The organism is uncultured Chloroflexus sp. (assembly GCF_937951745.1).
Classification (GTDB): Bacteria; Chloroflexota; Chloroflexia; order Chloroflexales; family Chloroflexaceae; genus Chloroflexus.
Genome location: NZ_CALFBQ010000029.1, coordinates 50,839 through 74,789, shown reverse-complemented (window position 1 = coordinate 74,789; position 23,951 = coordinate 50,839). Strand labels below are relative to the sequence as shown.

The 23,951-nt window shown below is 58.8% G+C and carries 22 protein-coding genes and 1 tRNA gene; 13 read left to right on the top strand and 10 right to left on the bottom strand.

Going from position 1 to position 23,951, the window contains the following annotated elements:
- Positions 1 to 92 precede the first annotated feature (92 nt).
- The 3 genes from Q1A59_RS08040 to Q1A59_RS08030 form a co-directional block, all read right to left on the bottom strand.
- A tRNA-Arg gene (locus Q1A59_RS08040) sits at positions 93 to 168 on the bottom strand.
- 47 nt (positions 169 to 215) lie between these two features.
- The gene (locus Q1A59_RS08035) at positions 216 to 1,427 is read right to left on the bottom strand and encodes an anion transporter (RefSeq protein WP_299644762.1); all 1,212 of its coding nucleotides are present in this window, start codon (positions 1,425 to 1,427) and stop codon (positions 216 to 218) included.
- Positions 1,424 to 2,188 (bottom strand): IclR family transcriptional regulator, encoded by a 765-nt coding sequence (locus tag Q1A59_RS08030; RefSeq protein ID WP_298404016.1) that lies wholly within the window; start codon positions 2,186 to 2,188, stop codon positions 1,424 to 1,426. The genes Q1A59_RS08035 and Q1A59_RS08030 overlap by 4 nt, the downstream gene beginning before the upstream one ends.
- Before the next feature lie 169 nt (positions 2,189 to 2,357).
- On the opposite strand from Q1A59_RS08030, the gene Q1A59_RS08025 reads away from it, so the two are divergent.
- Positions 2,358 to 2,897 carry a DapH/DapD/GlmU-related protein gene (locus Q1A59_RS08025; RefSeq protein WP_298404015.1) on the top strand — a complete coding sequence of 180 codons (540 nt, stop codon included), beginning with the start codon at positions 2,358 to 2,360 and terminating at the stop codon, positions 2,895 to 2,897.
- A 104-nt stretch (positions 2,898 to 3,001) separates the two neighbouring features.
- Positions 3,002 to 3,661 carry a DUF1405 domain-containing protein gene (locus tag Q1A59_RS08020; protein ID WP_298404013.1) on the top strand — a complete coding sequence of 220 codons (660 nt, stop codon included), beginning with the start codon at positions 3,002 to 3,004 and terminating at the stop codon, positions 3,659 to 3,661.
- A gap of 142 nt (positions 3,662 to 3,803) precedes the next feature.
- Here the strand turns inward: Q1A59_RS08020 and Q1A59_RS08015 are convergent, their stop codons facing one another.
- The 4 genes from Q1A59_RS08015 to menH all read right to left on the bottom strand — a co-directional run bounded on the left by Q1A59_RS08015 (position 3,804) and on the right by menH (position 8,118).
- Positions 3,804 to 5,255, bottom strand: coding sequence for an o-succinylbenzoate--CoA ligase (locus Q1A59_RS08015; RefSeq protein WP_366144829.1), 1,452 nt, complete (start codon positions 5,253 to 5,255; stop codon positions 3,804 to 3,806).
- A 20-nt stretch (positions 5,256 to 5,275) separates the two neighbouring features.
- Positions 5,276 to 6,184, bottom strand: coding sequence for a 1,4-dihydroxy-2-naphthoate polyprenyltransferase (locus Q1A59_RS08010; protein ID WP_298404011.1), 909 nt, complete (start codon positions 6,182 to 6,184; stop codon positions 5,276 to 5,278).
- A 62-nt stretch (positions 6,185 to 6,246) separates the two neighbouring features.
- Entirely contained in the window at positions 6,247 to 7,074 is an 828-nt protein-coding gene (gene menB, locus Q1A59_RS08005) for a 1,4-dihydroxy-2-naphthoyl-CoA synthase (protein WP_298404008.1), read from the bottom strand.
- Between the two features lie 240 nt (positions 7,075 to 7,314).
- Complete coding sequence (gene menH, locus Q1A59_RS08000; RefSeq protein ID WP_298404005.1) at positions 7,315 to 8,118, bottom strand: 2-succinyl-6-hydroxy-2,4-cyclohexadiene-1-carboxylate synthase; 804 nt, start codon at positions 8,116 to 8,118, stop codon at positions 7,315 to 7,317.
- A gap of 130 nt (positions 8,119 to 8,248) precedes the next feature.
- Here menH and lon point away from each other — a divergent pair, with 130 nt between their 5' ends.
- Entirely contained in the window at positions 8,249 to 10,681 is a 2,433-nt protein-coding gene (gene lon / locus Q1A59_RS07995) for an endopeptidase La (protein WP_298404002.1), read from the top strand.
- Positions 10,682 to 10,710: 29 nt separating this feature from the next.
- On the opposite strand, the gene Q1A59_RS07990 is transcribed toward lon, so the two are convergent.
- Together Q1A59_RS07990 and Q1A59_RS07985 are read right to left on the bottom strand one after the other, a co-directional pair.
- Entirely contained in the window at positions 10,711 to 11,061 is a 351-nt protein-coding gene (locus Q1A59_RS07990; RefSeq protein WP_298403999.1) for a DUF309 domain-containing protein, read from the bottom strand.
- A 4-nt stretch (positions 11,062 to 11,065) separates the two neighbouring features.
- Entirely contained in the window at positions 11,066 to 12,169 is a 1,104-nt protein-coding gene (locus Q1A59_RS07985; RefSeq protein ID WP_298490008.1) for a glycosyltransferase family 1 protein, read from the bottom strand.
- 379 nt (positions 12,170 to 12,548) lie between these two features.
- On the opposite strand from Q1A59_RS07985, the gene Q1A59_RS07980 reads away from it, so the two are divergent.
- Complete coding sequence (locus Q1A59_RS07980; RefSeq protein ID WP_298403994.1) at positions 12,549 to 13,601, top strand: CehA/McbA family metallohydrolase; 1,053 nt, start codon at positions 12,549 to 12,551, stop codon at positions 13,599 to 13,601.
- Here Q1A59_RS07980 and Q1A59_RS07975 read toward each other — a convergent pair.
- Positions 13,591 to 14,298, bottom strand: a complete 708-nt coding sequence (locus Q1A59_RS07975; RefSeq protein WP_298403992.1) for a metal-dependent transcriptional regulator — start codon at positions 14,296 to 14,298, stop codon at positions 13,591 to 13,593. The genes Q1A59_RS07980 and Q1A59_RS07975 overlap by 11 nt on opposite strands.
- Before the next feature lie 170 nt (positions 14,299 to 14,468).
- Here Q1A59_RS07975 and Q1A59_RS07970 point away from each other — a divergent pair, with 170 nt between their 5' ends.
- The 9 genes from Q1A59_RS07970 (at position 14,469) to Q1A59_RS07930 (ending at position 23,842) form a co-directional block, all read left to right on the top strand.
- The gene (locus Q1A59_RS07970; RefSeq protein ID WP_298403989.1) at positions 14,469 to 15,245 is read left to right on the top strand and encodes an enoyl-CoA hydratase-related protein; all 777 of its coding nucleotides are present in this window, start codon (positions 14,469 to 14,471) and stop codon (positions 15,243 to 15,245) included.
- Between the two features lie 60 nt (positions 15,246 to 15,305).
- On the top strand, positions 15,306 to 17,372 hold the full coding sequence (locus Q1A59_RS07965; RefSeq protein WP_299644756.1) for a PAS domain S-box protein: 2,067 nt from the start codon (positions 15,306 to 15,308) through the stop codon (positions 17,370 to 17,372).
- Positions 17,360 to 17,770, top strand: coding sequence for a response regulator (locus Q1A59_RS07960; protein WP_299644754.1), 411 nt, complete (start codon positions 17,360 to 17,362; stop codon positions 17,768 to 17,770). The genes Q1A59_RS07965 and Q1A59_RS07960 overlap by 13 nt, the downstream gene beginning before the upstream one ends.
- A gap of 63 nt (positions 17,771 to 17,833) precedes the next feature.
- A complete protein-coding gene (locus Q1A59_RS07955; protein WP_298403985.1) occupies positions 17,834 to 19,084 on the top strand; it encodes a M24 family metallopeptidase in 1,251 nt (416 codons plus the stop codon).
- 87 nt (positions 19,085 to 19,171) lie between these two features.
- The gene (locus tag Q1A59_RS07950; protein ID WP_298403983.1) at positions 19,172 to 20,524 is read left to right on the top strand and encodes an MFS transporter; all 1,353 of its coding nucleotides are present in this window, start codon (positions 19,172 to 19,174) and stop codon (positions 20,522 to 20,524) included.
- Between the two features lie 67 nt (positions 20,525 to 20,591).
- Complete coding sequence (locus Q1A59_RS07945) at positions 20,592 to 21,737, top strand: glycosyltransferase (protein WP_298403981.1); 1,146 nt, start codon at positions 20,592 to 20,594, stop codon at positions 21,735 to 21,737.
- Between the two features lie 109 nt (positions 21,738 to 21,846).
- Positions 21,847 to 22,479: a lipopolysaccharide biosynthesis protein gene (locus Q1A59_RS07940; RefSeq protein WP_298403979.1), complete on the top strand. Its 633-nt coding sequence runs from the start codon at positions 21,847 to 21,849 to the stop codon at positions 22,477 to 22,479.
- A complete protein-coding gene (locus Q1A59_RS07935) occupies positions 22,458 to 23,111 on the top strand; it encodes a YveK family protein (RefSeq protein WP_298403975.1) in 654 nt (217 codons plus the stop codon). Before Q1A59_RS07940 ends, Q1A59_RS07935 begins: the two co-directional genes overlap by 22 nt.
- A gap of 86 nt (positions 23,112 to 23,197) precedes the next feature.
- Positions 23,198 to 23,842 carry a CpsD/CapB family tyrosine-protein kinase gene (locus Q1A59_RS07930; protein ID WP_298403973.1) on the top strand — a complete coding sequence of 215 codons (645 nt, stop codon included), beginning with the start codon at positions 23,198 to 23,200 and terminating at the stop codon, positions 23,840 to 23,842.
- Positions 23,843 to 23,951 lie beyond the last annotated feature (109 nt).

The following is a 23,951-nucleotide window of genomic DNA, read 5'->3' as shown; positions in this document are numbered from 1 at the left end:
ACCAATCCATTCATTTCGTCAAGCAGTTGCTGCGTTTCGTGCCAACATAGAACGAGCGCCGATCTGTTTCCAGATCGGCGCTCTATCCTCGATGGCGCCCCCGGCGCGACTCGAACGCGCGACACGCAGTTTAGGAAACTGCTGCTCTATCCCCTGAGCTACGAGGGCATTGCCCGTCCGAGTCTACCATACTCTGGATTGCCGTGCAAGATAGGTCACACTAGCACAAAACTTACCGCCACGGTCAAGATCGTCACCGGCAGACCCACCTTCAGGTAGGCGCCGAAGCTCACCTGCACTCCCCAGCGCGCCGCGAGTTCGGCCACGATCAGATTGGCGACCGAACCGAGCAGGGTGAGGTTGCCGGCTAGCGTTGCGGTGGCGGCTAGTGTCAGCCACGCGCGCTGCTGATCGGCAAAGGCCGGAATTAAGCCCTGCAACAGCAACACTGCCGGGACGTTGCTGATCAGGTTCGAGAGCACGACCGACACCAACCCGAACGGTACCATCCCGGCTTGAGCAAGTGGAGCTAGGGCCGTGAAGAGTAGCTCCGTCCACCCTTGCGTTGCTAGCGCATGGGTGACCACAAACAACCCGACAAAGAAGGTAAGTAACCCCCAGTCAATCGTCTTGAAGACTCGTTCGGGCCAGATGCGGCGGGTGGCGAGCAGCGCTCCGGCGGCAACAAAGGCGGCCAGCGGCACCGGTATGCCAACCAGAAAGGCGATCAGCATGAGACTGATCACGATCGCCGCTTTGCGTAGCAACGGACGGTAGACCCGCGTGCGCAAGACGTTGGGCGCCGCCAGCGCTCCGCCGCGAAATTCGTCGCGGTAGACGAGCGTTACAACAACCCAACAGATCACTAATCCGATCAACGCGGTCGGTGTTAGCGCAGCGGCAAAATCAAGGTAGGGAATCTTTGAGGCGCTGCCAATAATAATATTCTGTGGGTTACCGGTGATAGTGGCAGTTGAGCCGATATTGGCTGCAACCGCCAACCCGATCAAGTAGGGCAGTGGGTTGCGCCGCAAGGCGCGGGTCACATCGAGCACGATCGGCGTCATCATCAGCACAATGGTGTCATTCAAAAACAGCGCCGAGAGCACGCCACTTGCGCCGATGACTAACGCTAACAATGAGCGCGGGCCGCGGGCGAATTGCACCACGCGCTGGGTAACGATGCCAAAAAAGCCGGCCAGAAAGAGGCTACCGTTGATGACCATCATGCTAAACAGTAGCAAGATGGTGTTGAAATCAATCGCCTCATACGCTTGCTCTAGCGACATCGCACCGATGCCAAGCAGCAGCGCCGCTCCGATCAATGTGATCGTGGTGCGGTCGGCGCGTAGCAATGGCCAGCGCCCCGCTGCCACGCCAACAATCGTCGCGATCACAATCAACAATGTTAGGACAGGAACGATCATATGTCTGTGTGGAAACCCAATTGCCGGCTACATGCAAGTGCGGCCGCCCGCACCCGCGGCCCAAGCGCCTCGGCCCGCACCCGATCAAGCCGGTTGGAAGGCCCCGACAAGCTGATTGCTCCTACCACCTGCCCACGTCGATCAAAGATCGGTGCCGCGACGCAGCAAACACCTTCCTCCCGCTCTTCGTCATCGATGGCAAAACCACGTTCGCGCGCGATGGCTAGCTCGGTACGCAGATGGTCACGGTCGGTAATCGTCTTGTTCGTCCATCGCTCGAAGCGACCGGTTGCGAGGTACTGTTCGAGTTCAGACGCTGGCAACGCCGACAAAATAGCTTTGCCACCGCCAGTACAGTACAACGGCGTGCGTTGGCCGACTTCGGTGAACATTCGCACTAAGTGCGGGCTAGGGATTTGCTCTTGATAGACTGCGGCATCGCCCTGTCGAATAATCAAATTACTCGTCTCGCCGGTCTCAGCAGTAAGCTTCACCAGCTCGGCTCGCACAATGCGGATGAGGTCAAACCGACGGCTTTGCGCCGCACGCGCGGCAATTTCCAGCAATCGTGGCCCCGGCCCATACCGACGCGTACTTGCTTCTTGCGTTACATAGCCTCTGGCCGCTAAACTAGAAAGGAGACGATGCACTGTCGCTATCGGCAGATTGAGACGCTCGCTTAATTCTGAGACACTGAGATCATCATTTGCCAGCGCGAGCGCCTCTAACACATCGAAGGCACGATCAATTGACTGTACCATACATTTTCCGCCATCCAAAACATTTTTCCACTATAGTGTAAGGGAAAGCGCTATTTTTTGCCAGTTTCCGTTAGCTTCGCTGCTTACATCAACACTACTTGTTGAGAGTGTGGTCGGGACTATAATACAGGTACGTTCCTGATGATATCTCGCTACTCTATACCCACCTATGACCAACAGCATCGATTGTATCCACCCTGATGGCCTCGGCTCAACCGCCGAGCGCAAGGCCCGCCTGCGTAGCGCACCGCTACCCGGCCCGCACAATGCGCTCTGGTACTTTCCCCAATTGGCCGGCGGGTATCCGCGTATTATTCGCAATGCCGCGCTGATCCAAGTGGCTCGCTATACGCCGAGCATTCCGCTCAAGAACACGATCTATCGGCTACTTGGGGTTAACGTCGCTCCGCACGCTAGTGTCGGCCTGATGGTGATGTTCGATATCTTCTTCCCCGAAGACATTACCCTCGGTGAGAATTGCGTGATCGGGTACAATACGACTATTCTGTGCCACGAGGTGACCCGCTCTGAGTGGAAGCGTGGCCCGGTAGTGATTGGTGCTGACGTGACAATCGGTGCAAATTGTACCATTTTGCCGGGAGTAGTTATCGGCGCCGGTGCGACTGTTTCGGCCATGAGTCTGGTTAATCGCGATGTGCCACCGGGAGCGTTCGTGGGTGGAGTACCAATCCGACGGCTGGATCGATGAATGGTAACACCCCACGGTACTACCCACGGCTGGGCGGCTCCGATGATGATAATGGTACCGCCACACGGCGTGCGGCTCCATAATGAGTAGTGACAGAGGATCACATGCGCCACATTCGCCAATTTATCGACTGGGTATATGCATTTATCACCGGCCATCCGTTCATTTTCTGGATGTGTATGGCGCTCAATCTGTTCGGTGTCGTCTGGGGCGGGATTGTCTGGTATGGGCCGATGTTGGCCTCATCGCCGCTATGGGCATGGATCTTTATCCCCGACTGCCCAGCCGCCGCACTCTATGCCACCATTGCCTTCATCTTGATCCGCTATGGCCGCGCTGTGCCGTGGTTTACCGCCTTTGCTGCCTTCGCCTGCATGAAGTACGGCTTGTGGACATTGGCCTTCTGGTCGCGCCATTGGCTCGGCGCCGGCGCCGTCGAACCGCTCGAGCTGATGCTGTTTGTGTCACACATTGGCTTAACGTGCGAGGGTATTTTACTCGCGACGCGCATCGGCCCGCTTGGGATGGGCACCCGCGCTGCCGTAGCCGGCTTCTTTAGCTTGTCAATTGTGGTTGATTATGGCCTCGGTTTTCATCCGCCACTGACGTGGGTGGTCACGCCAGCCTTTGCCATGTGGACGGCAGTGATATTGACGAGTGGGCTGGGCTTCTGGCTGACCCGGCCGTCAGTCGTGGTCGCGCAGCAGATCGAGGCGCGCGGGTTGCAGCTTAAGAGTGATTACGGCGCACCACAACAAGATTGACGCAGGTCCCAATCACGTTGCGCCCTTTGCGCTCTTCGCATTTACATTGTTCTGTGCGTTCCAAAACATGCTCTAAGTCTGTCCCAATCACGTTGCGCCCTTTGCGCTCTTCGCATCCTTGCGTTGTCCATCCCTTGCACCTTCACGTCACTCGCTGCGCCAGCCATGCTCGCAGCTCGTGCCGGCGGAGCTTGCCTGCCGCTGTGCGCGGCAGTTCATCCACAACCACAATCGTGCGCGGCACTTTGTAGCCGGCCAGCCGCGCGCGGCAATGCGCAATCAGCTCCTCACTTGTCACTGGCTGGCGCAGCACCACCGCCGCAACCGGTTGCTGGCCCCATTCGGGGTCGGGTAACCCCACCACACCTGCTTCTGCTATAGCCGGATGCGCGAGCAGCGCCGCTTCAACCTCAGCCGGATAGATATTCTCACCACCAGCGATAATCAGATCACTGCGCCGGTCAACCACGTAGAGGTAGCCTTCCCCATCAAGATAGCCCACATCGCCGGTGGGCAGCCATTCGTCAGGCTGACGCGGCGACATTCCCAGATACCCCGGCGAAATGGTCGGCCCCCGCAGACAGATTTCACCCACCTCACCCGGCGCCGCGTCGTGGCCGTCTGGCGTCACAATCCGCAGCTCAACCGGCAACAGCGGCTTGCCCGCCGAACCGAGCCGCTGTAAGGCTTCGGCAGGAGCAAGCGTCGCCGCTTGCGACGCCGCTTCGGTCATACCGTAGGTCTGCGTCACCGGAATCCCGCGCGCTGCACACTGTTCGAGCAACGGTCGCGGCGCCGGGCCGCCGCCGAGCAAGACACAACGCAGGTGCGGCGGGAACGGCGCGGAATCAACGGCGAGCAACCGCTGCAACATCACCGCCACCAACGAGACGATGGTCACGCGCTGCACATCAAGATCACGCCGCACCAATGCCGGATCAAACCGTTCGTGCAAGATGACCGGAATGCCGTAAATCACCCCGCGCAGCAAGATGCTCAAGCCGCCTACGTGGAAGAGGGGCAGCACTGCAAGCCAGCGGTCGTCGTCGTGCAAACCAAGGTTGAGCATGGAGCCGATTGCGTTCCACCAGTGGTTACCGGCGGTGAGAATCGCACCTTTTGGCTGCCCGGTAGTGCCCGACGTGTAGATGATCGTATGCGGCGCGCTCAGGTTGATTGGCGGCGCCGGCGGCGGAGGCGCCGCTGCGGGGGCGGCCAGTTCTTCCAGCGTGATAATGGGCACAGCCCCCGCCGCTGCGCGCGCTGTCGCTATCAGTTCACGTTCGGTGATCAACAGGGTCAGCGCGCTGTCGCGCACTTGAAAAGCTAGCTCGGCAGCGGTAAGCCGGGTATTGAGCAGCACCAGCGTCACGCCGGCGCGCGGTGCAGCATGCACAACTACAGCGTATTCCGGCCGGTTGCGCGCTAGCAACGCCACGCGCGATCCCGGCGGCACGCTTTGGCCCAGCCGCACCGCCACCGCGCCCGCCCAGCAGTCAAGTTGGGCAAAAGTGTAGGTCGCTGCCGCGCCGATCAGCGCCGGCTGATGGGGACGCAGAGCGGCTTGCCGTGCTAGCCAATCGGGGAGTTGCATCATCACAGAAACAACAGCCTCTACCCTAACAACAACCCGATGGCAAAGAGCACCCCAAAGAACAGGTGCAACCTTCCGGTTCCGACCAATGCCTTATTCAACGCTCGCCCGCGCTCACGGTTGACGAAATCGATCAGGTTGAGCGCCATCGGCGCGGTGAGCCAAGCCAGCAGCGTGAACGGCGATTCACCGCCCCACATCCACGCCAGTGGCAACAACACAAAGGCGCCGATCACTAGCACCGCAAACTCGCTGCGAGCAAAGCGTTCGCCGAAGATCACCGCCAGCGTGCGCTTGCCCGCTTTGCGGTCAGTTGGCGCATCGCGCAGATTGTTCACCACCAGAATCGCCGTTACCAGCATCGCCACCGGTAACGCAGCCCACAATGCCACCCAACGGAATTGGCCGGTGTGGGCGTAGTCGGTGCCAATCACGGCCACCAATCCGAAAAAGACAAAGGTGAACAGATCACCAAGACCGTTGTAGCCGAGCGGAAACGGGCCGGCGGTGTAGAGGATGCCGGCGGCAATCGATAGCAACCCGATCACGAGGATCGGCCAGCCGGCTACGACGATCAGATAGATGCCGGCTATGGCCGCAATGCTAAAACTGATCAGCGCCGCCGCCAGCACCGTTTTGGCCGGCAACAGGCCGAGCTGCGTCACCCGTGGCGGGCCAAGCCGCTCACTGGTATCGGCCCCCTTCTTGGCGTCAAAATAGTCGTTAGCCAGATTGGTACCGATCTGGATAAAGAGCGCCCCTAGCAAGGCCGCCAGCATCACCAGTGGCTGAAACTGACCGGCGCTAAACGCGAGTGCCGAACCGACCAGCACCGGCACCACGGCGGCTGGCAACGTCGCCGGACGAGCGGCCATCAGCCACACCTTCAACCGTGACGGCGGCGCTGCCGGAGCTGCTTTAGAGGTCATCCTTGGGCTCCCTTTTGTGCATCAACGAGACCTGCACTCTCGCATCTTTGCGGTATCCTTCTTCACGGATAGCGCCGGAAGCGACGGAAGTTTGGTTTACGCTTTTCGAGAAATGCTTGCTTCCCTTCCTGTGCTTCCTCTGTGAGATAGTAAAGCAAGGTCGCATCACCGGCCAACTGCTGCAACCCGGCATAGCCGTCGGCGGCAGCATTGATGCTCGCTTTGAGCATTCGGATCGCTAGCGGGCTATGCTCCAAAATCTCACGCGCCCACTGCACCCCTTCGTCTTCTAGCCGCTCAAGCGGCACCACTGCGTTCACCAAGCCCATGTCTAACGCTTGCTGGGCATTGTACTGCCGACACAAGTACCAAATCTCGCGCGCCTTCTTATCGCCGACCATGCGGGCCAGCAGGTTCGAGCCGTAGCCACCATCGAAGCTGCCCACCTTCGGCCCGGTCTGGCCAAAGATGGCGTTATCGGCAGCGATGGTCAGATCGCAGACCACGTGCAACACATGGCCGCCGCCGATGGCATAGCCGGCCACCAGCGCGATGACCGGCTTGGGAATAATCCGGATCAGGCGCTGGAGATCAAGCACGTTCAGGCGCGGAATCTGGTCTTTACCGACATACCCGCCAACACCGCGCACGCTCTGATCGCCGCCCGAACAGAACGCCTTATCACCAGCGCCGGTAAACAGAATCACACCGATCCGCTCGTCGTCGCGCGCGCGCGAAAATGCGTCAATCAGCTCATTAACCGTTTCAGGCCGAAACGCATTACGCTTTTCGGGCCGGTTGATCGTGATTTTGGCAATCCCCTCGCCAGCCGCGTCGTGCTCGTAAATAATGTCAGTATAGTCGTGAACTTTGACCCACTCGATTGGCATACATCTCCTCGCTGTTGTCAGATTGGCAGCCTATAGATAATGTACCACAACCTTATCCGACCAACGTTCCCTATCATCTATTTCGGCCCGAAGGGTAAATGATTTGCTGTTCGATGTTCAATCGGAGAGCCGCACGGCCGTGCGGCTTTCCGGTCGGCAGGATGCCCGCGTTCCCGGATGGCCATCCACCGTTGTCGCCCGTTGTCACCCAGATGCCCACATTCCTAAATGGGGGGCTATTCACCATTCGCTATACATCATCAATCCCGCCACTACTTCTGGCTGCTCCAAATGTACGGCGTGACCGGCATCCGGCACGATCACGTGACGCGCATGTGGCATCAGCGCCGCCATCTGCGCTGCGATGGCACAGAACTTTTCGTCAAGTGCGCCGGTGATGAGCAGCGTGGGGGTAGCGATGGCTGGCAACGCCGCCCACAACGACGGCTGCCGCCCAACACTCAGGCCACGGAGAGCGTTGGCGTAGCCATGGGCGCTGCCGGCTAAGCGTTGTGCCCGCTGCACTGCGCGTACTGCCGCTGGTAAGCGTTGTTGCGTCGCAAAGATTGGTTGCTCCGCCCAGTAATCGACAAACCACTCAAGACCCTCGCGCTCGATCCGGGCCGCCAGCGCCTCATCACTCGCTAAGCGGGCTGCTCGTTCGGCTGGATCGGCCAAGCCCGGCGAGGCACCGATCAAGATTTGCCGCCTGACTCGTTCCGGTGCATGAGCAGTCAACAATAATCCGATCCGGCCGCCCATCGAATAACCGCACAGATCAACCTGTGCCAAGTGCAGGTGATCGAGCAGCGCCAGCAGATCGGCCACGCACTGCTCGATCGCATACCGCGCCGGATCAGCGGGAGCGTCGCTCTGGCCATGCCCGATCAGATCAACCATCACCACCGTGTAACGGGCAGCAAGGGCCGAAACCAGCGGTTGCCACGTCTGAACGTTGCCGGTAAAACCGTGCAGTAAGAGCAACGACGGCCCCGCCCCGACGAGTTCGACGTGCAAAGTAATGCTATTGAGCGAAATCTTCACCGTATTCTTTCCGTGAACAACCAACAAGTAACGCGCAATCTGCCAGTATATGCTACACTGAACATACAATATATACCAATGCGCAGGCATATTGTCCATCGTATCTGTCGGCCTGCGCAGGAGCGAGGCTATGACCACGACTCCGGCCAATGAACAATCGACATCACCTGTGACCGACACAACGCTCGTCGAGCGTCCGGTGTTGCCTCTGCTCGATAGCGTCCTCTTTCCACAGATGCTAGCGCCGCTCTTCGTTAATGATGAGCGCGCAATCAATGCGGTAGAGCAAGCAGCAGCTGGCGACCGCATTGTCCTCGCAGTTGCTGCCCGTGGCCCGACCGAAGACTTCTCGGTTGGGATAAATGACTTGTACAGTGTTGGTGTAGAAGCCGTGGTACAGCGCCTGCGCCGCCTTCCGGACGGTACGCTGAGTATCGTGCTTGAAGGGCGACAACGCATGCGGATCGTTCGTGTGGTGGCTGAACACCCGGCGCTGCGTGTGCTGGCCGCGCCACTCGAAACCCCGCCGCTCGATGAAGATGCGGCACTGATGGTCGAGGCGCTTAGCCGCACGATCTTGACCACCTTCGAGAAGATCGTGCGTCTGTCGCGCAATTTGCCCGACGATGCCTACCTCACCGCCCTCAACAGTGCCGAACCCGGCGAGTTGGCCGATATCATTGCCGCCTTGCTGCCTATCTCGGTCGAAGAGCGGCAAAAGATCCTCGAATTGGTCGACGTCGAGCAACGTTTGCGTCAGCTCGAAATCTTGCTGGCAAAAGAGTTAGACCTGCTTGAACTCGAAAACCGTATCCATAGTCAAGTACAGCAGGAGGTTGACCGCAGCCAGCGTGAACTGTTCTTGCGCGAGCAGTTGCGCGCCATTCAACGCGAACTCGGTCAAGAGGATCCGTCGCGCCGCGAGATTGCGCTCTTGCGCGAACGGGCTGCCGCTGCCGGCCTACCTGCACACGCGATGGCCCGCTTCGAGGAAGAATTGGCCCGGCTCGATCTTATCTCGCCAATGTCACCCGAACATGGTATGTTGCGCACGTATCTCGATTGGCTGATTTCGCTGCCGTGGAGCAATGCTAGCCCAGAGAATCGCGATTTGCGCGCAGCCGCAGCGGTGCTCGAACGCAACCATTACGGTTTGCGCAAAGTTAAGGATCGCATCCTTGAGTACATCGCCGTGCGCCAACTGGCCGGCCCCGCCCGTCGCGCGCCCATCCTCTGCTTCGTCGGCCCGCCCGGCGTCGGCAAGACGAGCCTCGGTCAGAGCATCGCCGAGGCGCTAGGCCGCCGCTTCGTCCGCCTCAGCCTTGGCGGCGTGCACGACGAGGCTGAAATTCGCGGTCACCGCCGCACCTATATCGGCGCACTGCCCGGACGCATCTTGCAGCGGATGAAGGTGGCCGGCACGATCAACCCGGTCTTTATGCTCGACGAGGTTGATAAGCTGGGCAGTGATTTTCGCGGCGATCCAGCGGCAGCCCTGCTTGAGGTGCTCGATCCAGAACAGAACAGCACCTTTAGCGATCACTATCTCGATCTGCCCTACGACCTCAGCCAGACCCTGTTCATTACCACGGCCAACGTCGCCGACGCCATCCCTGACGCGCTGCTCGACCGTATGGAACTGGTGGAGTTGCCGGGTTATACCGAGGATGAGAAGCTACATATTGCCCGCCGCTTCCTCATTCCGCGCCAAATGACTGACAGCGGCCTGCCGCCGGCGACGATCCGGTTCGGAAATGAAGCGATCCACGCGATTATCCGCAATTACACCTACGAAGCCGGCGTGCGTAACCTCGAACGCGAGATTGGCGCGATCTGCCGCAAAGTCGCTCGTCGCATCGCCGAGGGCAAACGCTACCCACGCCAGATCACGCCACGCGCCTTGCCGAAACTGCTCGGCCCGCCTCGTTTTGAGATCGGTAAGGTTGATCCGCACGATCACGTAGGGGTAGCGATCGGTATGGTCTATACCAGTGCTGGTGGCGACATTATGCCGGTAGAAGTGGTGTTGATGGACGGCAAAGGCAACCTGCTGCTGACCGGCCAGCTCGGTGAGGTGATGCAAGAGTCGGCGCAGGCTGCGCTCTCGTTTGCCCGCGCTAACGCTGCGCGTCTGGGCATCGAGGGCCGCCACTTCGATAAGCTCGATGTCCACGTCCACGTCCCCGAAGGTGCCACCCCAAAAGATGGCCCGTCGGCAGGGGTGACTATCGCCACGGCGCTGATCTCAGCATTGACCGGCCGCACCGTGCGCCACGATATTGCGATGACGGGCGAGATTACCTTACAAGGGCGCGTTTTACCGATTGGTGGGGTAAAAGAGAAGGTACTTGGCGCGTACCGGGCCGGCATTCGCCAGATCATTCTACCTAAGCGCAACGAGCACGATCTGGCCGAGATTCCGGCAGTCTTGCGCCGGCAATTGACGATCCATCTCATTGAGCGGATTGAACAGGCGCTCGATCTGGTACTTGGCCCGCCACCACCGAAAGAGCCACGTCGTGCGCCGCGCGTTATCCCGCGCCGGTTGGATAATGACGATTAACGGGCAAGTCGCAGGGGCATAGCACGCTGCTATGCCCCTAGGTTAGGCCCCTCTCCGCTCGCCGGATCAGTCAGTATTGCCGCCATCGCCATGGCCAACGCCACCACATCGACTCCGCGATAGACTGCCGGCAATTGCGCTAGCCGGCGCTGCGCTTTGGCCCAATTGAGCCGCAAACCGCGCAGATTGCCCTGCCGCCACTTTACTAACGCCGCTGCGGTCTGGATCAAAGCCTTGTAAAACTCGGCCTCTTCCCCCTGCGCCGCGCGCCAGCAGATTTCCCATTGCTCGTGGGCATGCCAATACTCGCCGGCGTTGAAGAGCTGCATACCAGCCAGAAAGGGATCGGACACAAGGGTTGGTTCGGTCGTATGTTCCATCGTTTCAATCCATTATCAATGCCTCAAGCGTCCGCCGCGCACACGCTTCCCACGTGAACTGGCGCGCACGCGCCAAACCGCGTTGCCGCAGATCAGTGCGCAAGGCCGTATCATCATGCATGCGCACGATCGCGGCGGCAATAGCATTCGTATCGAGCGGGTCAACCAGCAACGCCGCATCGCCGGCCACTTCCGGCAGCGACGAGATCGTGCTGGTAATGACCGGCGCACCGCATGCCATCGCCTCTAGAACTGGTAAGCCAAAGCCTTCGTAGAGCGAAGGAAAGACAAACGCCAACGCACCGGCCAGTAGCGCGGGCAGATCGGCATCGGCTACATAGCCAGTAAAACGAACCCGATCGACAACGCCTAACTCGTTGGCCCGCCGTTCGATCGGTTCGCTCAGCCAGCCGCGCTTGCCAGCCAGCACCAGATCAAGATCGTAACCGGCAGCCAATACGGTCGCCAGCGCCTCAATCAGCCGCGCCAGATTCTTGCGCGGCTGCACCGTACCGATATACAAAAGATATGGACGTTGCGCCAAGCCGTAGCGCGCGCGCACAGCCGCAACACACTGCGGATCGTCCGGCGGTCTAACTTCCGCGCTCAAGCCAAGGTGCGTGACCATAATCCGGTCGGGATCGATCCCATACCAATTGACCAGATCGCGCTTGGTGGCATGGGAAACGGCCAGCACGCGCCGGGCCGCGCGTAAACTCCATCGCGTCGTCACCTCGAGTTCGAGCCGACGGCGAGCGGTATGCGCCTCGGGAAAGACCCGATAGCCTACATCGTGAATGGTCACTACCGTAGGCGGATGGAGCAGCGGCACGACATGCGCCGGCACAAACAACACCTGCGGGCGTGCGCGCCAACTGGCCGGCCCAAGGCGCAGATGCGTCCACAGTCGCGGCCAGCGAATATCGCGCACCTGCACTCGCTGGCTCAGCGGCGGTAACCGATCGTGCCCACCGTTGATATAAAGGCGAAATTGCACCTCCGCCGGCGCGATCCGGTCTAAGGCCGCAATCACCTCATAGCTGTAGCGTTCGGTACCAGTGCGCTGAGCAACCGTCGCCCGGCTGGCATCGATGTCAATGGTGATCATAACGTGGGTATAGTAGCATATCTTAGTAAACGCAAAGGCGCAGCGGGCGCCGAGAGCGCAAAGGTTTTTTAGGACGCACGGGCGCTGATAAACTGCCCGTTCTCCGCGCCGACCCACGCAAAGGTTTTTTGGAAAGCTGCTCCCCGTTTGTTATTGCGAGCTGCGCGTAGCGCGGCGAAGCAATCCCCACGAGAGCGAGATCCATCCCTACACGCATTGGTGTGTGCGAGAGCAGGAGCTGGCTGCGGCCAATCCGCCCCGCATAATCACAGCCAGCACACGGCCCTGCCTAACACTTGACATCCACGCATCGCTAGTGTCGCTTTGCGGCTATACTATCTATAACAACCGCGTATCGATGTTACTAGCGGAGAACGCTATGAACTATCCCTTCATCTACCCCGGCGCAATCCACATGCATACCACCTACTCGGACGGATCGGCTACCTTTCCGCAACTCATTGCCGCTGCCCGTGAGGCTGGCCTGCGCTGGGTGATTGTCACCGACCACGACACCCTCGAAGGCTTGCCCTTTGCCGGCTGGCACGACGATGTATTAGTCATCGTCGGCCATGAAATCACCCCTAATCACAACCACTTCCTCGCCCTCAACGTTGACACGGTGATTAGCAACCAACTGCCACCGCAACAATTCATTGATGAAGTGTACAATCGCGGCGGCTTCGGCATTATTGCCCATCCCGACGAGCGAATCCGCAATTCGTTTAAAGACATCTACCGTTGGGATGACTGGACGATTGATGGACCAAGCCAGCGCGAAGGGCGCGTCGTTGGGCTAGAGTTGTGGAATTTGATGAGTGATTGGGGCGAGCACCTAACCGAGCGCAACAAACTGGCGCTGGTGCTCAACCCGCGCTTGGGCCTGAGCGGGCCGACGCTGGCGACTTTGTGGTGGTGGGATCGGCTGAATATGGCCGGTCGGCGCACCTTCGGTATCGGTGGCGTCGATGCCCACGGATTCAAACGCCAAGCGCCATGGGGCGAGATCGAGGTCTTTCCCTACCCGTGGATCTTCCGCACCCTTACCAACTACCTTCTACTTGCCGAACCGCTCAGCAGTGATGCGAAAGAGGCCACCAATCAGGTCTATGCTGCGTTAACCGCCGGACGTTGTTACTTTGCCAACCGGCTTGATGGCGAAGCGCCATCGATCATCTTCCGTCTCAGCCGGCCCGGTGAAACAGCGGAAATGGGCGACACGATCAGCCTCGCCGGCGGACCGTTGCTGGTAGAAGTTGATGTTGGCGTCGATGCGTATGCGCGTTTAATTGTGAACGGCGAAGTGATGACCAGCGGCATTCGCCGCATCCGCCAAACGGTTGACGACGACGGCATCTACCGCGTCGAAGCGTATTGGGGCGGCAAACCGTGGCTCTTTACCAACCCGATCTTCGTGACCGCTACGACGTAACTGCCGGCTCCTCAGTCTCAACTTCGATCGTGCGGGCCAAGCGTCGATCAAGCGGCACCGGGGCGGTATCGCAAATCTGCACCGTCAACGGCCCGTCAAATGGCGCACTGGCCATTACCACCACCCGCGCCCCGGGCACAAGACCGAGATCGGCCAGATAGCGCAGCCGTTCAGCCGCCTGATCACGCACCCGCGCAATCCGCGCCGGTTGGTGGAGCGGCAGATCGGCCAGCCGGATGGCGCGGGTGGCAGGCAACGCCCCATCAACGCCGGGGATCGGGTCACCGTGCGGGTCAAAATCCGGGTAACCCAGTCGTTCGGCAATCCGCGCCTCGAGCTTCTCGCTGATGTGGTGTTCGAGCCGCTCGGCCTCTTCATGCACCTCATCCCAACTATAACCGAGCGCTTCGACAAGGTAGAGTTCGAGCAAGCGATGATGCCGGATCACCTCCAATGCAATTCGCTCGCCAGCGGGCGTCAGCACCACGCCTTGATAGGGCGTATGCTGCACCAGATTCATCTCGGCCAGCTTCTTAATCATCCCAGTAACCGAAGCTGGGCGCGACCCGCGCTGCTCGCCGAGCATCGTTGTCGTCACCGCACCGACCTGTTGTTGTAGCAGATAGATCGCTTTCAGATAATCTTCAATGGCCGGCGTAATCCGGTTGGACAGATTGGCATCTTCGACAGGGGTCAAGGCGCGTCTCCTTCTGGCGGCGCAAAACCCGGTTTTGCTGGCTTCAATGTACCATAGAGCAGCTACTTCCTGCAACGGGCGTGGTACAATCGGGTTACGACAACTAACGTAATGATGCTGCATTGTAATATCGTTGCGCATTTACCGCCGTATATGAAGGAGCAACTGTCATGAGCGACGAACCATTGATCATCAGTACAATCGAAGGCCCAATCGCGATCGTAACTCTCAACCGGCCACAGGCGCTCAACGCCCTCAGCCCAGCACTCATCGATGATCTTATTCGCCATCTCGAGATGTATGACGCCGATGACTCGATCCGGGTCATCATCATCACTGGGGCCGGACGGGCTTTCGCTGCCGGCGCTGACATCAAAGCAATGGCCAACGCCACACCAATAGAGATGCTTACCAGCGGTATGATTGCCCGCTGGGCCAAAATTGCGGCCATCCGCAAACCGATGATTGCCGCTATCAATGGCTACGCGCTCGGCGGCGGCTGTGAGCTGGCAATGATGTGCGACATTATTTTGGCCAGCGAGACGGCCCAATTTGGCCAGCCTGAAATCAACATTGGCATCATTCCGGGCGCCGGCGGCACCCAACGCCTCACCCGCGCCCTTGGCCCCTATCGCGCCATGGAGATGGTCTTGACTGGCGCGACGATCAGCGCCCAAGAAGCCTACGCGCATGGGTTAGTGAACCGGGTCTGCCCGCCGGAAACCCTGCTTGACGAAGCGCGCCGAGTGGCGCAGACGATCGCCGCTAAATCGCCGCTTGCCGTGCAATTGGCCAAAGAAGCGGTGCGCGCCGCCGCTGAAACGACCGTGCGCGAAGGGTTGGCCATTGAGTTGCGCAATTTCTACCTCCTCTTCGCCAGCGAAGATCAGAAAGAGGGCATGCGCGCCTTTATCGAAAAACGTGCCCCCAACTTTAGCGGGCGGTAACTATGTTAGAGCGACCAACCAACCGGATCAAACCTTCCGCAATGCTCAGAGGACACAGTTATGGATATACACGAGCGATTGCGATCTCTTGAACGCGAAAATGCCATCTTACGTCAACAGCTCTCAATCCTCCGCGCACAGTTTACCGCGAGTTTGGCCGCTCAAGAGTTGCCGTTCGATATGGTCTTTCATCAATTGCCCATCCCAATGGTGTTGTTTGCACCTGATGGGCTGTCAGTGGCAATGAATCGGGCCAATGAACAATTGGTGGCGACCCCCATTGATCAGATTGTTGGGCGCTACAACATCTACCACGATCCGGCAGCCCAGAAGCGCGGCTTCGTCGCTGCCTTCGAGGCTGCTCGCCGCGGCCAAATCGCTGCTATGCCGCCAACTCCCTACGATACCGCCGAAGCCGAGATCGAAGGTCGAACTATTGATCAACAATTTTGGTCAGAAACAACCTATTTTCCGATCTACGATCACATGCACCGGCTAGTGCTCATCGGTGAAATGAACCGTGACGTGACCGATTGGGTGCGGATCCGCGAAGAAGAACAACGCCTTGCCGCCGAACTGCACGAACGCGAACGGCGCTTTGCCGCACTGTTTGATCAATTGAACATTGGGATTGTGGTCATTGAAGAGAGTGGCCGGATTATCGACTGCAACCGAGCCATCGCGACGCTGTTGGGGTTTGAGCGCGAAGAGCTGATCGGCAAGATGATCTTGCATCGCACCCATCCCGATGATCGCAACACCGATTTGCTGCTGTGGGAAGAATTACTCAACGGCAACCGCGATAGCTATACGATCGAAAAACGTTACCTGCACAAAGACGGTCATATTGTTTACGGTCGCATGACCTGTTCGGCGGTGCGTGACGAAGAGGGCAAGATTACGTTTCTTGTCCGCTTGATCGAAGATATTTCCGCCCAACGCGCTGCCGAAGCTGCGGTTGAAACCAGCCGCCGGTTGTTGCAAGACATTATCAATCAGATACCGGCTCTGATCTTTGTCAAAGATGCCGAAGGGCGCTATCTGATGGTCAACGAACGATTGGCTAAATTTTCTGGCTACGAACCGCCGGCAATGATCGGCAAGCGTGATGAAGATCTGTTTCCGCCGGCACTCGCCGATTACTACCGCTCGTTCGACCGTGAAGTCATGCGTCATCGCCGCCCGATCCAACGCGATGACGATCGCTGGACGGCTAATGGGTTGACGGCGTTTACCACCATCAAATTTCCGCTATTCGATCACGAAGGGAAGATCTACGGCATCGCCGGCATTGCAATCGACGTCACCGAACGGCGCCGGATGGAGCGCGAACGAGAACGGATCGAGCAGCAACTGCGCGAGACTCAGCGTCTTGAGAGTTTAGGGGTTATGGCCGGCGGGATTGCCCACGATTTCAATAATCTGCTCGTCGGCGTGTTAGGCAACGTATCGCTCGCCCTCAACGAACTACCAGACGATCACCCTGCTTATCCATTACTGGTGCAAATCGAACAAGCTGCGTTACGCGCCACCGAGCTGACTAATCAATTATTCACGTACACTGGCCGCCACCAACCCGAAATGCAACGGCTTGACCTGAGCCGGGCCGTGGAAGAGATGCAAACATTGCTGCGCAGTATCTTACCCAGACGGGTTGATCTGATCATCCAACCCTCCCCAACTCCATTACCAATCGAAGGCAATATTGCCCAGATCCAGCAGGTGTTGATGAATCTGGCCATTAACGGCGCAGAAGCCATTACCGGTAACGGCACCGTAACCATTATGACTGAGGCGCGTGAGGTCAGCGCCGATGAGATGGCCACGATGCAGATCGGCGCTGACCAGCCACCCGGATGTTACGCAGCGCTGATTGTCAAAGATACCGGCCATGGGATGGACGAAATCACCAAAGCGCGCATTTTCGATCCGTTTTTCAGCACCAAATTTACCGGTCGCGGCCTTGGCTTAGCGGCGGTGAATGGAATTGTGCGCGCCCACCACGGCGCGCTGCATATTGAAACCGAACCGGATCATGGCACAACGTTTACCGTCTTTTGGCCAATGACAACCCTTTCTGATACTATCTCAACCCCCCTCAAGAGTCGCAACCGATGCAAGCAGTGATTGAACAACCGTTGGCTCAAATCGAACGATTGGCATTGGTCGTTGATGATGAGCCTGACGTGCGTGTGGTGGCGCAACGGATGTTGCGCCGGCTAGGATTCACCGTCTACGAAGCCGCTAGTGGCACCGAGGCGCACCAAGTGCTCGACCAGCATGGCTACCAATTAGCGCTCGCCCTCATCGACTTGACGATGCCGGGCCAAACGGGTGATGAGCTGGCGACCGAAATCCTCAGTCGCTACCCATCCTTGCGGATCGTTCTGATGAGTGGCTTCTCACAACAAGAATTACCGGCACATTTGCGAGCGAGCGGTATGGTCTCTTTTTTGGCTAAGCCGTTTACGTTAAGCTCACTCACTACGACAGTAACAGCAGCTCTTTCATCGCATGCGTTATAATAGTCGAGATTCAGGTTGAACGATGACCCAACCCAGCGCTGTGTAGAAAGACGATCTCACGCTATGATCATCACCCCCGTTGTGACTTCGCTCCGTATGCAGAGCGATCTGCGCGCGCAATGGCTAGCTGAACGCTTGACGCTGCTGTTACCCGAACTAATGGAACGCGCCAAAATCGATTTGTGGATGGTGACTGCGCGTGAATACAATGAAGACCCAGTCATTATGACGTTGCTTCCAGCGCCGGTGATGAATGCCCGTCGCCGTACAATTCTGCTCTTTGCCCGTCGCCCTGATGGCACGGTCGAGCGACTGACGCTTGATCGCTACGGTTATGGCGATCTCTACCGGCAGGCTTGGGATCCTGACACCGAATCACAAGATGACTGCTTAGCCCGCCTCGTTGCCGAGTATGATCCGCAACGGATCGGGATCAATATGTCTCCAACCTTTGCTTTTGCTGATGGTCTGACCTACACTGAATACCAACGTCTCTGCGCCACCCTTGGCCCTCGCTACGCTGAACGTTGCGTAAGCGCCGAAACGATTGTCATCGGTTGGCTCGAACGCCGTATTCCAGCCGAATTAGCAGTCTACCCGGAATTAGTTGCGCTTGGTCATCGGATCATCGCTACCGCATTTTCGCGCGCCGTGATTACACCCGGCGTCACCACAACCGATGATGTCGTTTGGTGGCTGCGCCAAACGATGCACGAGGCCGGTGTGCAAGCTTGGTTCCAACCAACGGTCAACCTTCAAGCTCGTGGCATGCCATTTGACGCCCCGCCAACCCGCAACCGAATCTGGCCCGGCGATTTGATCCATTGTGATGTTGGATTTTGCCACCTTGGCCTATGTACCGACCAACAACAGCATGCGTATGTATTAGCGCGCGATGAAACCGCACCGCCTGCAGGGCTGATCGCCGCGTTAGCCCAAGCAAACCGGTTGCAAGATATCTTGTTAGCCGAGATGCGTGTTGGGCGTACCGGCAATCAGGTGTTAGCGGCAACCCGTGCGCGCGCGCTGGCCGAAGGTTTGCAACCTTCGATTTATTCGCATCCGCTTGGTTATCACGGCCATGCTGCCGGGCCGGCGATTGGATTGTGGGATCACCAAGAAGGTGTGCCCGGCGCCGGCGATTATCCTCTGTACGACGAGACTGTTTACGCCATCGAGTTAAATAATGTGGCGCCCGTGCCCGAATGGGGTCATCAACCGGTACGCATTGCCCTCGAAGAAGATGCTGCGCTGATCGGGGGCACTATGGTATGGTTGCATGGCCGGCAAACGCAATTGCACGTGATCGAATAACGATGGGTTCAGAGCAGGCATTGCTATAAAGGCGGTTCCCTTCCATTCTTTATCTGCTATCCCTTGATTAGCGATGAAGGAGGTCGCATGACTTCGGTGGCCGTGCCCGAAACCGATACCCGCCGCGCGATTATGACCGTGTTGTTCGTGGGTGTCTTTATGTCAGCGCTCGACTCGGCAATCATTGGCCCAATCGTGCCAGCGTTGCGGGCTGCATTTGCGATTGACAACACGCAAGTGGTGTTGGTCTCGATTATCTTTACCCTCTGTTCGCTGAGCAGCACAACGTTGATGGCCAGTCTAAGCGATCGCTACGGGCGCCGCAATGTCTACCTGCTCAATGTCTTTGGCTTTGCTATCGGTTCGCTGATGATCGCGCTGGCATCCGATCTGACGATGGTGTTGCTGGGGCGCGCCGTGCAAGGTGTCTGCGCCGGTGGCATTACCCCCACCGCTAGCGCCGTGATCGGCGATGTGCTGCCCTCGGCGGAACGGGCGAAGGCGCTGGGCTTAATTGGCGCGACTTCGGGGATGGCTTTTCTGGTCGGGCCGGTAATGGCTTCATTGATACTGGCCGTTGCCGATTGGCACTGGATCTTTTTACTCAATTTGCCGGTCGCCGCAGTGGTCATTTTTCTCGGGTGGCGCGCCTTGCCCCGCTCGGCTGCCCATCACGAAGCGGCCAATGGCGCTTTCGATTGGCAAGGGCTGGTGCTGCTGGTGCTGATCTTGGTCAGCACCACGCTCGGCATTAACCAATTGCTCGATCGCATCTTTGGGATGACCATTTGGCCGTGGCTCTTCCTCTTGGTCGCAGTGCTGACCCCTTTGCTCGCATGGCGCGAAACGCGCGCGCCGGCACCCCTGTTGCCACCACGGCTCTTTACGAACCGCCAATTGCAAGTGGTCTATCTGCTGGCCGTCGGTTCCGGCATCTCGATGGGCAGCATTATCTTCATTACTTCGGTCGCGGTGAATTTCGGCGTGCCAATTAGCCAAGCCGGCTTCTTCCTGCTGCCGCTAGTCTTCCTTGCCTCGGTGACATCGGTGATCGCCGGACGGTGGTTGCCGCGCATCGGTGGGCGGATGACGATGGTGACCGGCTACAGCCAATTGACGGTCGGCACTGCCCTGTTGGGTCTGCCCGAAGCGCCGTTCTGGCTCTTTGTCGTCGCAACGCTCATTATGGGTAGCGGCTTGGGCATTGTGGTCGGCGGCGCGTTGCGCGCATTGGTACTGGAAGAGGTGGCCGCCTCTGATCGCGGTGTCGCCCAGAGCGTCATCAATATCACGATTAGTATCGGCACGCTGATCGCCGTGGCGCTAATGGCCAGCATCGCCGACAGTTTTGACTTCCCAACCGCTTACCTTGTCTGCGCTGGCGCGATGGCGCTGATGACAGCGATGAGCTTCGCTCTCCGCCGCCAATACAGCAGGTAAACGCAACCGCAGGAATGTGCTATCCTATCCGGCAACGGCAACCGGCCGGATAGGATAGGTGTTGGCTATGCAGGTCGCACTGGTACACGACTATCTGAACCAATACGGCGGCGCCGAGCGCGTGCTCGAAGCCCTCCACGAGCTGTTCCCGGTAGCGCCGGTCTATACCTCGATTTTCGATCCGGCAACCATGCCGGCTGCTTACCAACACTGGGATATTCGCACCTCGTTTATGCAGCGCTTGCCGGCATGGCGCACCCAGTTTCGCCGCTACGTGCCGCTGTATCCCACTGCCTTCGAGCAGTTTGATCTGCGAGCCTATGATCTCATTATCAGTAGCTCGAGCGCCTTCGCTAAAGGAATCATTCCCCGACCGGGAGCGTTGCATATTTGCTATTGCCACACACCGATGCGCTTCGCTTGGCGCACCGGCGATTATGTCGCTCGTGAACAGATTAGCGGCCTCCAAGCACGATTGTTGCCGTTGCTACTCAATTATCTGCGTATGTGGGATGCTGTCAGCACTAATCGGGTCGATCTCTTTGTGGCCAATTCACGCGAGGTCGCCGGACGGATTGCCCGCTACTACCGCCGCCCGGCGATGGTGATCCCGCCGCCGGTCGATCTGCCACCCTATGAGCCACGCCAGCCCGAAGACTTTTACCTCGCAGGTGGGCGGTTGATCCCCTACAAGCGGCTGGAATTGGCGATCGAGGCGTTTAACCATCTGCGCCTGCCGCTCAAGATTTTTGGTGATGGCCGTGATCGCGCGCGGCTCGAGCGGATGGCCGGCCCCCATATCGAGTTTCTCGGCTGGGTTGATGAAGCAACCCGGCTCGATCTGTTCGCCCGCTGCCGCGCCTTTATCTTTCCCGGCGAAGAGGATTTTGGCATTACCCCGCTGGAAGTATTGGCGGTTGGCCGGCCCGTCATCGCCTATGCTGCTGGCGGCGCACTCGAAACGCTCGTTGAAGGCGTAACCGGACGCTTCTTCTACCAGCCGACCGCCGCCGCGCTGGCCGCCGCCGTTGCCCTCTCTCGCACCGATCCAGTCGATTCGCTCACCCTGCGCCACCACGCCGAACAGTTCAGTCGTGAACGCTTCCTTACCGCTATGCGATCTTTTCTCGATGAGGCGTTGGCTGCCCAACGCGCTGGACGCCTGCTTGAGTTTGAGCAGAGTCTGTATCGCCAATCGGTTGCAGCAGGATGATCAGCAACGCAATGGCTAAAGTATAGTAAGATGAGCGAGAGCGGCAACGTCGCTGATCACTGTCGCTATCCGACCCCGCAATCTTGCATAAGACGCTATTATCTACACTATGGAACTCATCACGCTTATTCGCATTGCCCGCCGGTTTTGGCTGCTTATACTGCTGCCGGCACTGATTGCCGGCGGGTTGAGTCTCTGGTTCGATCTGCAAAAACCACCGCGTTATGCCGCAACATCCCGGTTGTTGATCACTTATCCGATTGTTGGGGCAGAAGACACGGTTGATAACTGGCAGATCACTGAGTTCTTGCTCGATGACTTGCCGCAAGTCTTGAGCAGTGCCGCGTTTGCCAACAAGCTACAGCCACTACTTGCTGCGCGCAACGTCCCCTTGACGACGGCTGAAATTCAGCAGGGGCTGCGCGTAACCCTACTACACCGCACCGTTGATCTACGTGGCGAGGCTGCCTCACCGCAAGCGGCCCAAGCATTGGTCGAAGCGGCAATTACGCTGTTGCAAAGCGACGGTCTCACCTTTTGGGGCCGCACCAACGCTCAGTTGAATGTGGTGGTACTCGATGGGGCTAGCGAGCCACAACCGATCGCTTCATTGCGCACGACGTTGTTCGATGCCGCCCTCCGCGCTGCGTTGGGCTTCGTTGCCGGGTTTGCGCTCGCGGTCGTCGCCGCTGTGCTGCGCCCGGCCCAAGGGGAACGCTTATGGAAATCCGCGACTATGTGAATGTGCTGATCAAGCGCTGGTGGGTGATTGCCCTCACTGCAATCGCGGCAGTGGTCGGCGCGTATGCGATCAGTAAGCTACTGCCGCAAACCTTCCGCTCGCAGGCAGTCTATCTAGCGCTGGCCAATCAAGCTGACAACGGCCTCAACATTGTGCTGCGCAACTCGATGAACAGCTACCGCGAGCTGGTGATGCAACCGAGCGTGCTCGACCAGATCAGCCAGCAGATCGGCCTCGACATCAGCGGCGAACGCCTCATGCGTGATGTGAACATCCAACCGCGCCCCGATGAGCAGAAGATTGTGATCGAAGTCGATCTGCCACGCCTCGATCAATCACAGGCGCTGGCCGATGCGGTCGGCGAACGGATTGTTGCCGAAGTCAACCGAATCAACGCCACCCTCGAAGGCACCGCTCGGATCAACGTTACTCGCATCCAACCGGCCCGGCTGGTCGAGATCCGGCCTAATACCCGGATCAACATGCTGGCCGGCGCGATCCTTGGCTTGGTGGTAGGCGTATTGCTGGCGTTTGTGCTCGAATACCTCGACGACACGCTCAAAACGCCGGAGGATGTGGAACGCTTTGTCGGCCTGCCAACCCTAGGGGCGATTCCGCTGGCCGAGAAGTGAGTTTTTCAGATGAAGGGCGGCAACGCTACTGCTGCGCCGCCCACCGCTTCACGCCTTCACGCTTATTGTAAAGACAGGCAGGAGTGATGCTCGTGACATCGTCGCCCGAGCAGATGTTGATCACGCTGCGCGAACCGGCCTCCGCCGCCGCCGAAGCGTATCGCACGCTGCGCACCAATATTCTCTTTTCGAGTCTCGATAAGCCGATCCATACGTTGCTGCTGACCGCCGCCGAGCCAACGCCGGAAAAGAGTCTGACCGCCGCGAATCTGGCCGTTACCATGGCCCAAGCCGAACAGCGAGTCTTGCTGGTCGATTGCGATCTACGCCAGCCGGCCCTACACACCATCTTCGGCATCTCGAACGAACAGGGTCTCACCAGTTCGATTCTCGATCAAGATGCGCCGCTCGCCATCCAGCCGACCGAAGTGCCGGGATTGAGCTTGTTGCCCAGCGGGCCGCTGCCTCCCCGTCCCGCCGATCTGCTTGGCTCACGCCGTATGGAAGGGCTGCTGGCCCGCCTGCGCCAAACCGCCGACATCGTGATCTTCGATACGCCGCCGGTGCAAAGCTACACCGACGCACTTGTTCTGTCTACTCGCGTCGATGGCGTCTTGCTCGTGGTGCAAGCCGGTCGCTCGCGCCGCGACCGCGTGCGCGAGGCGCGCCAAAAGCTTGAGAAGGTCAAAGCCAACCTGCTCGGCGTCGTTCTCAGCAACGCGCGGACGTGACCATAGCAGTGGCATAGCAGTGCTATACCCTATGCGGCACAGCAATCACTCCCCTTTCCCACTTGTCATTGCGAGCCGCACAGAGGGGCAGCATGGGGCCAGCGCCCTG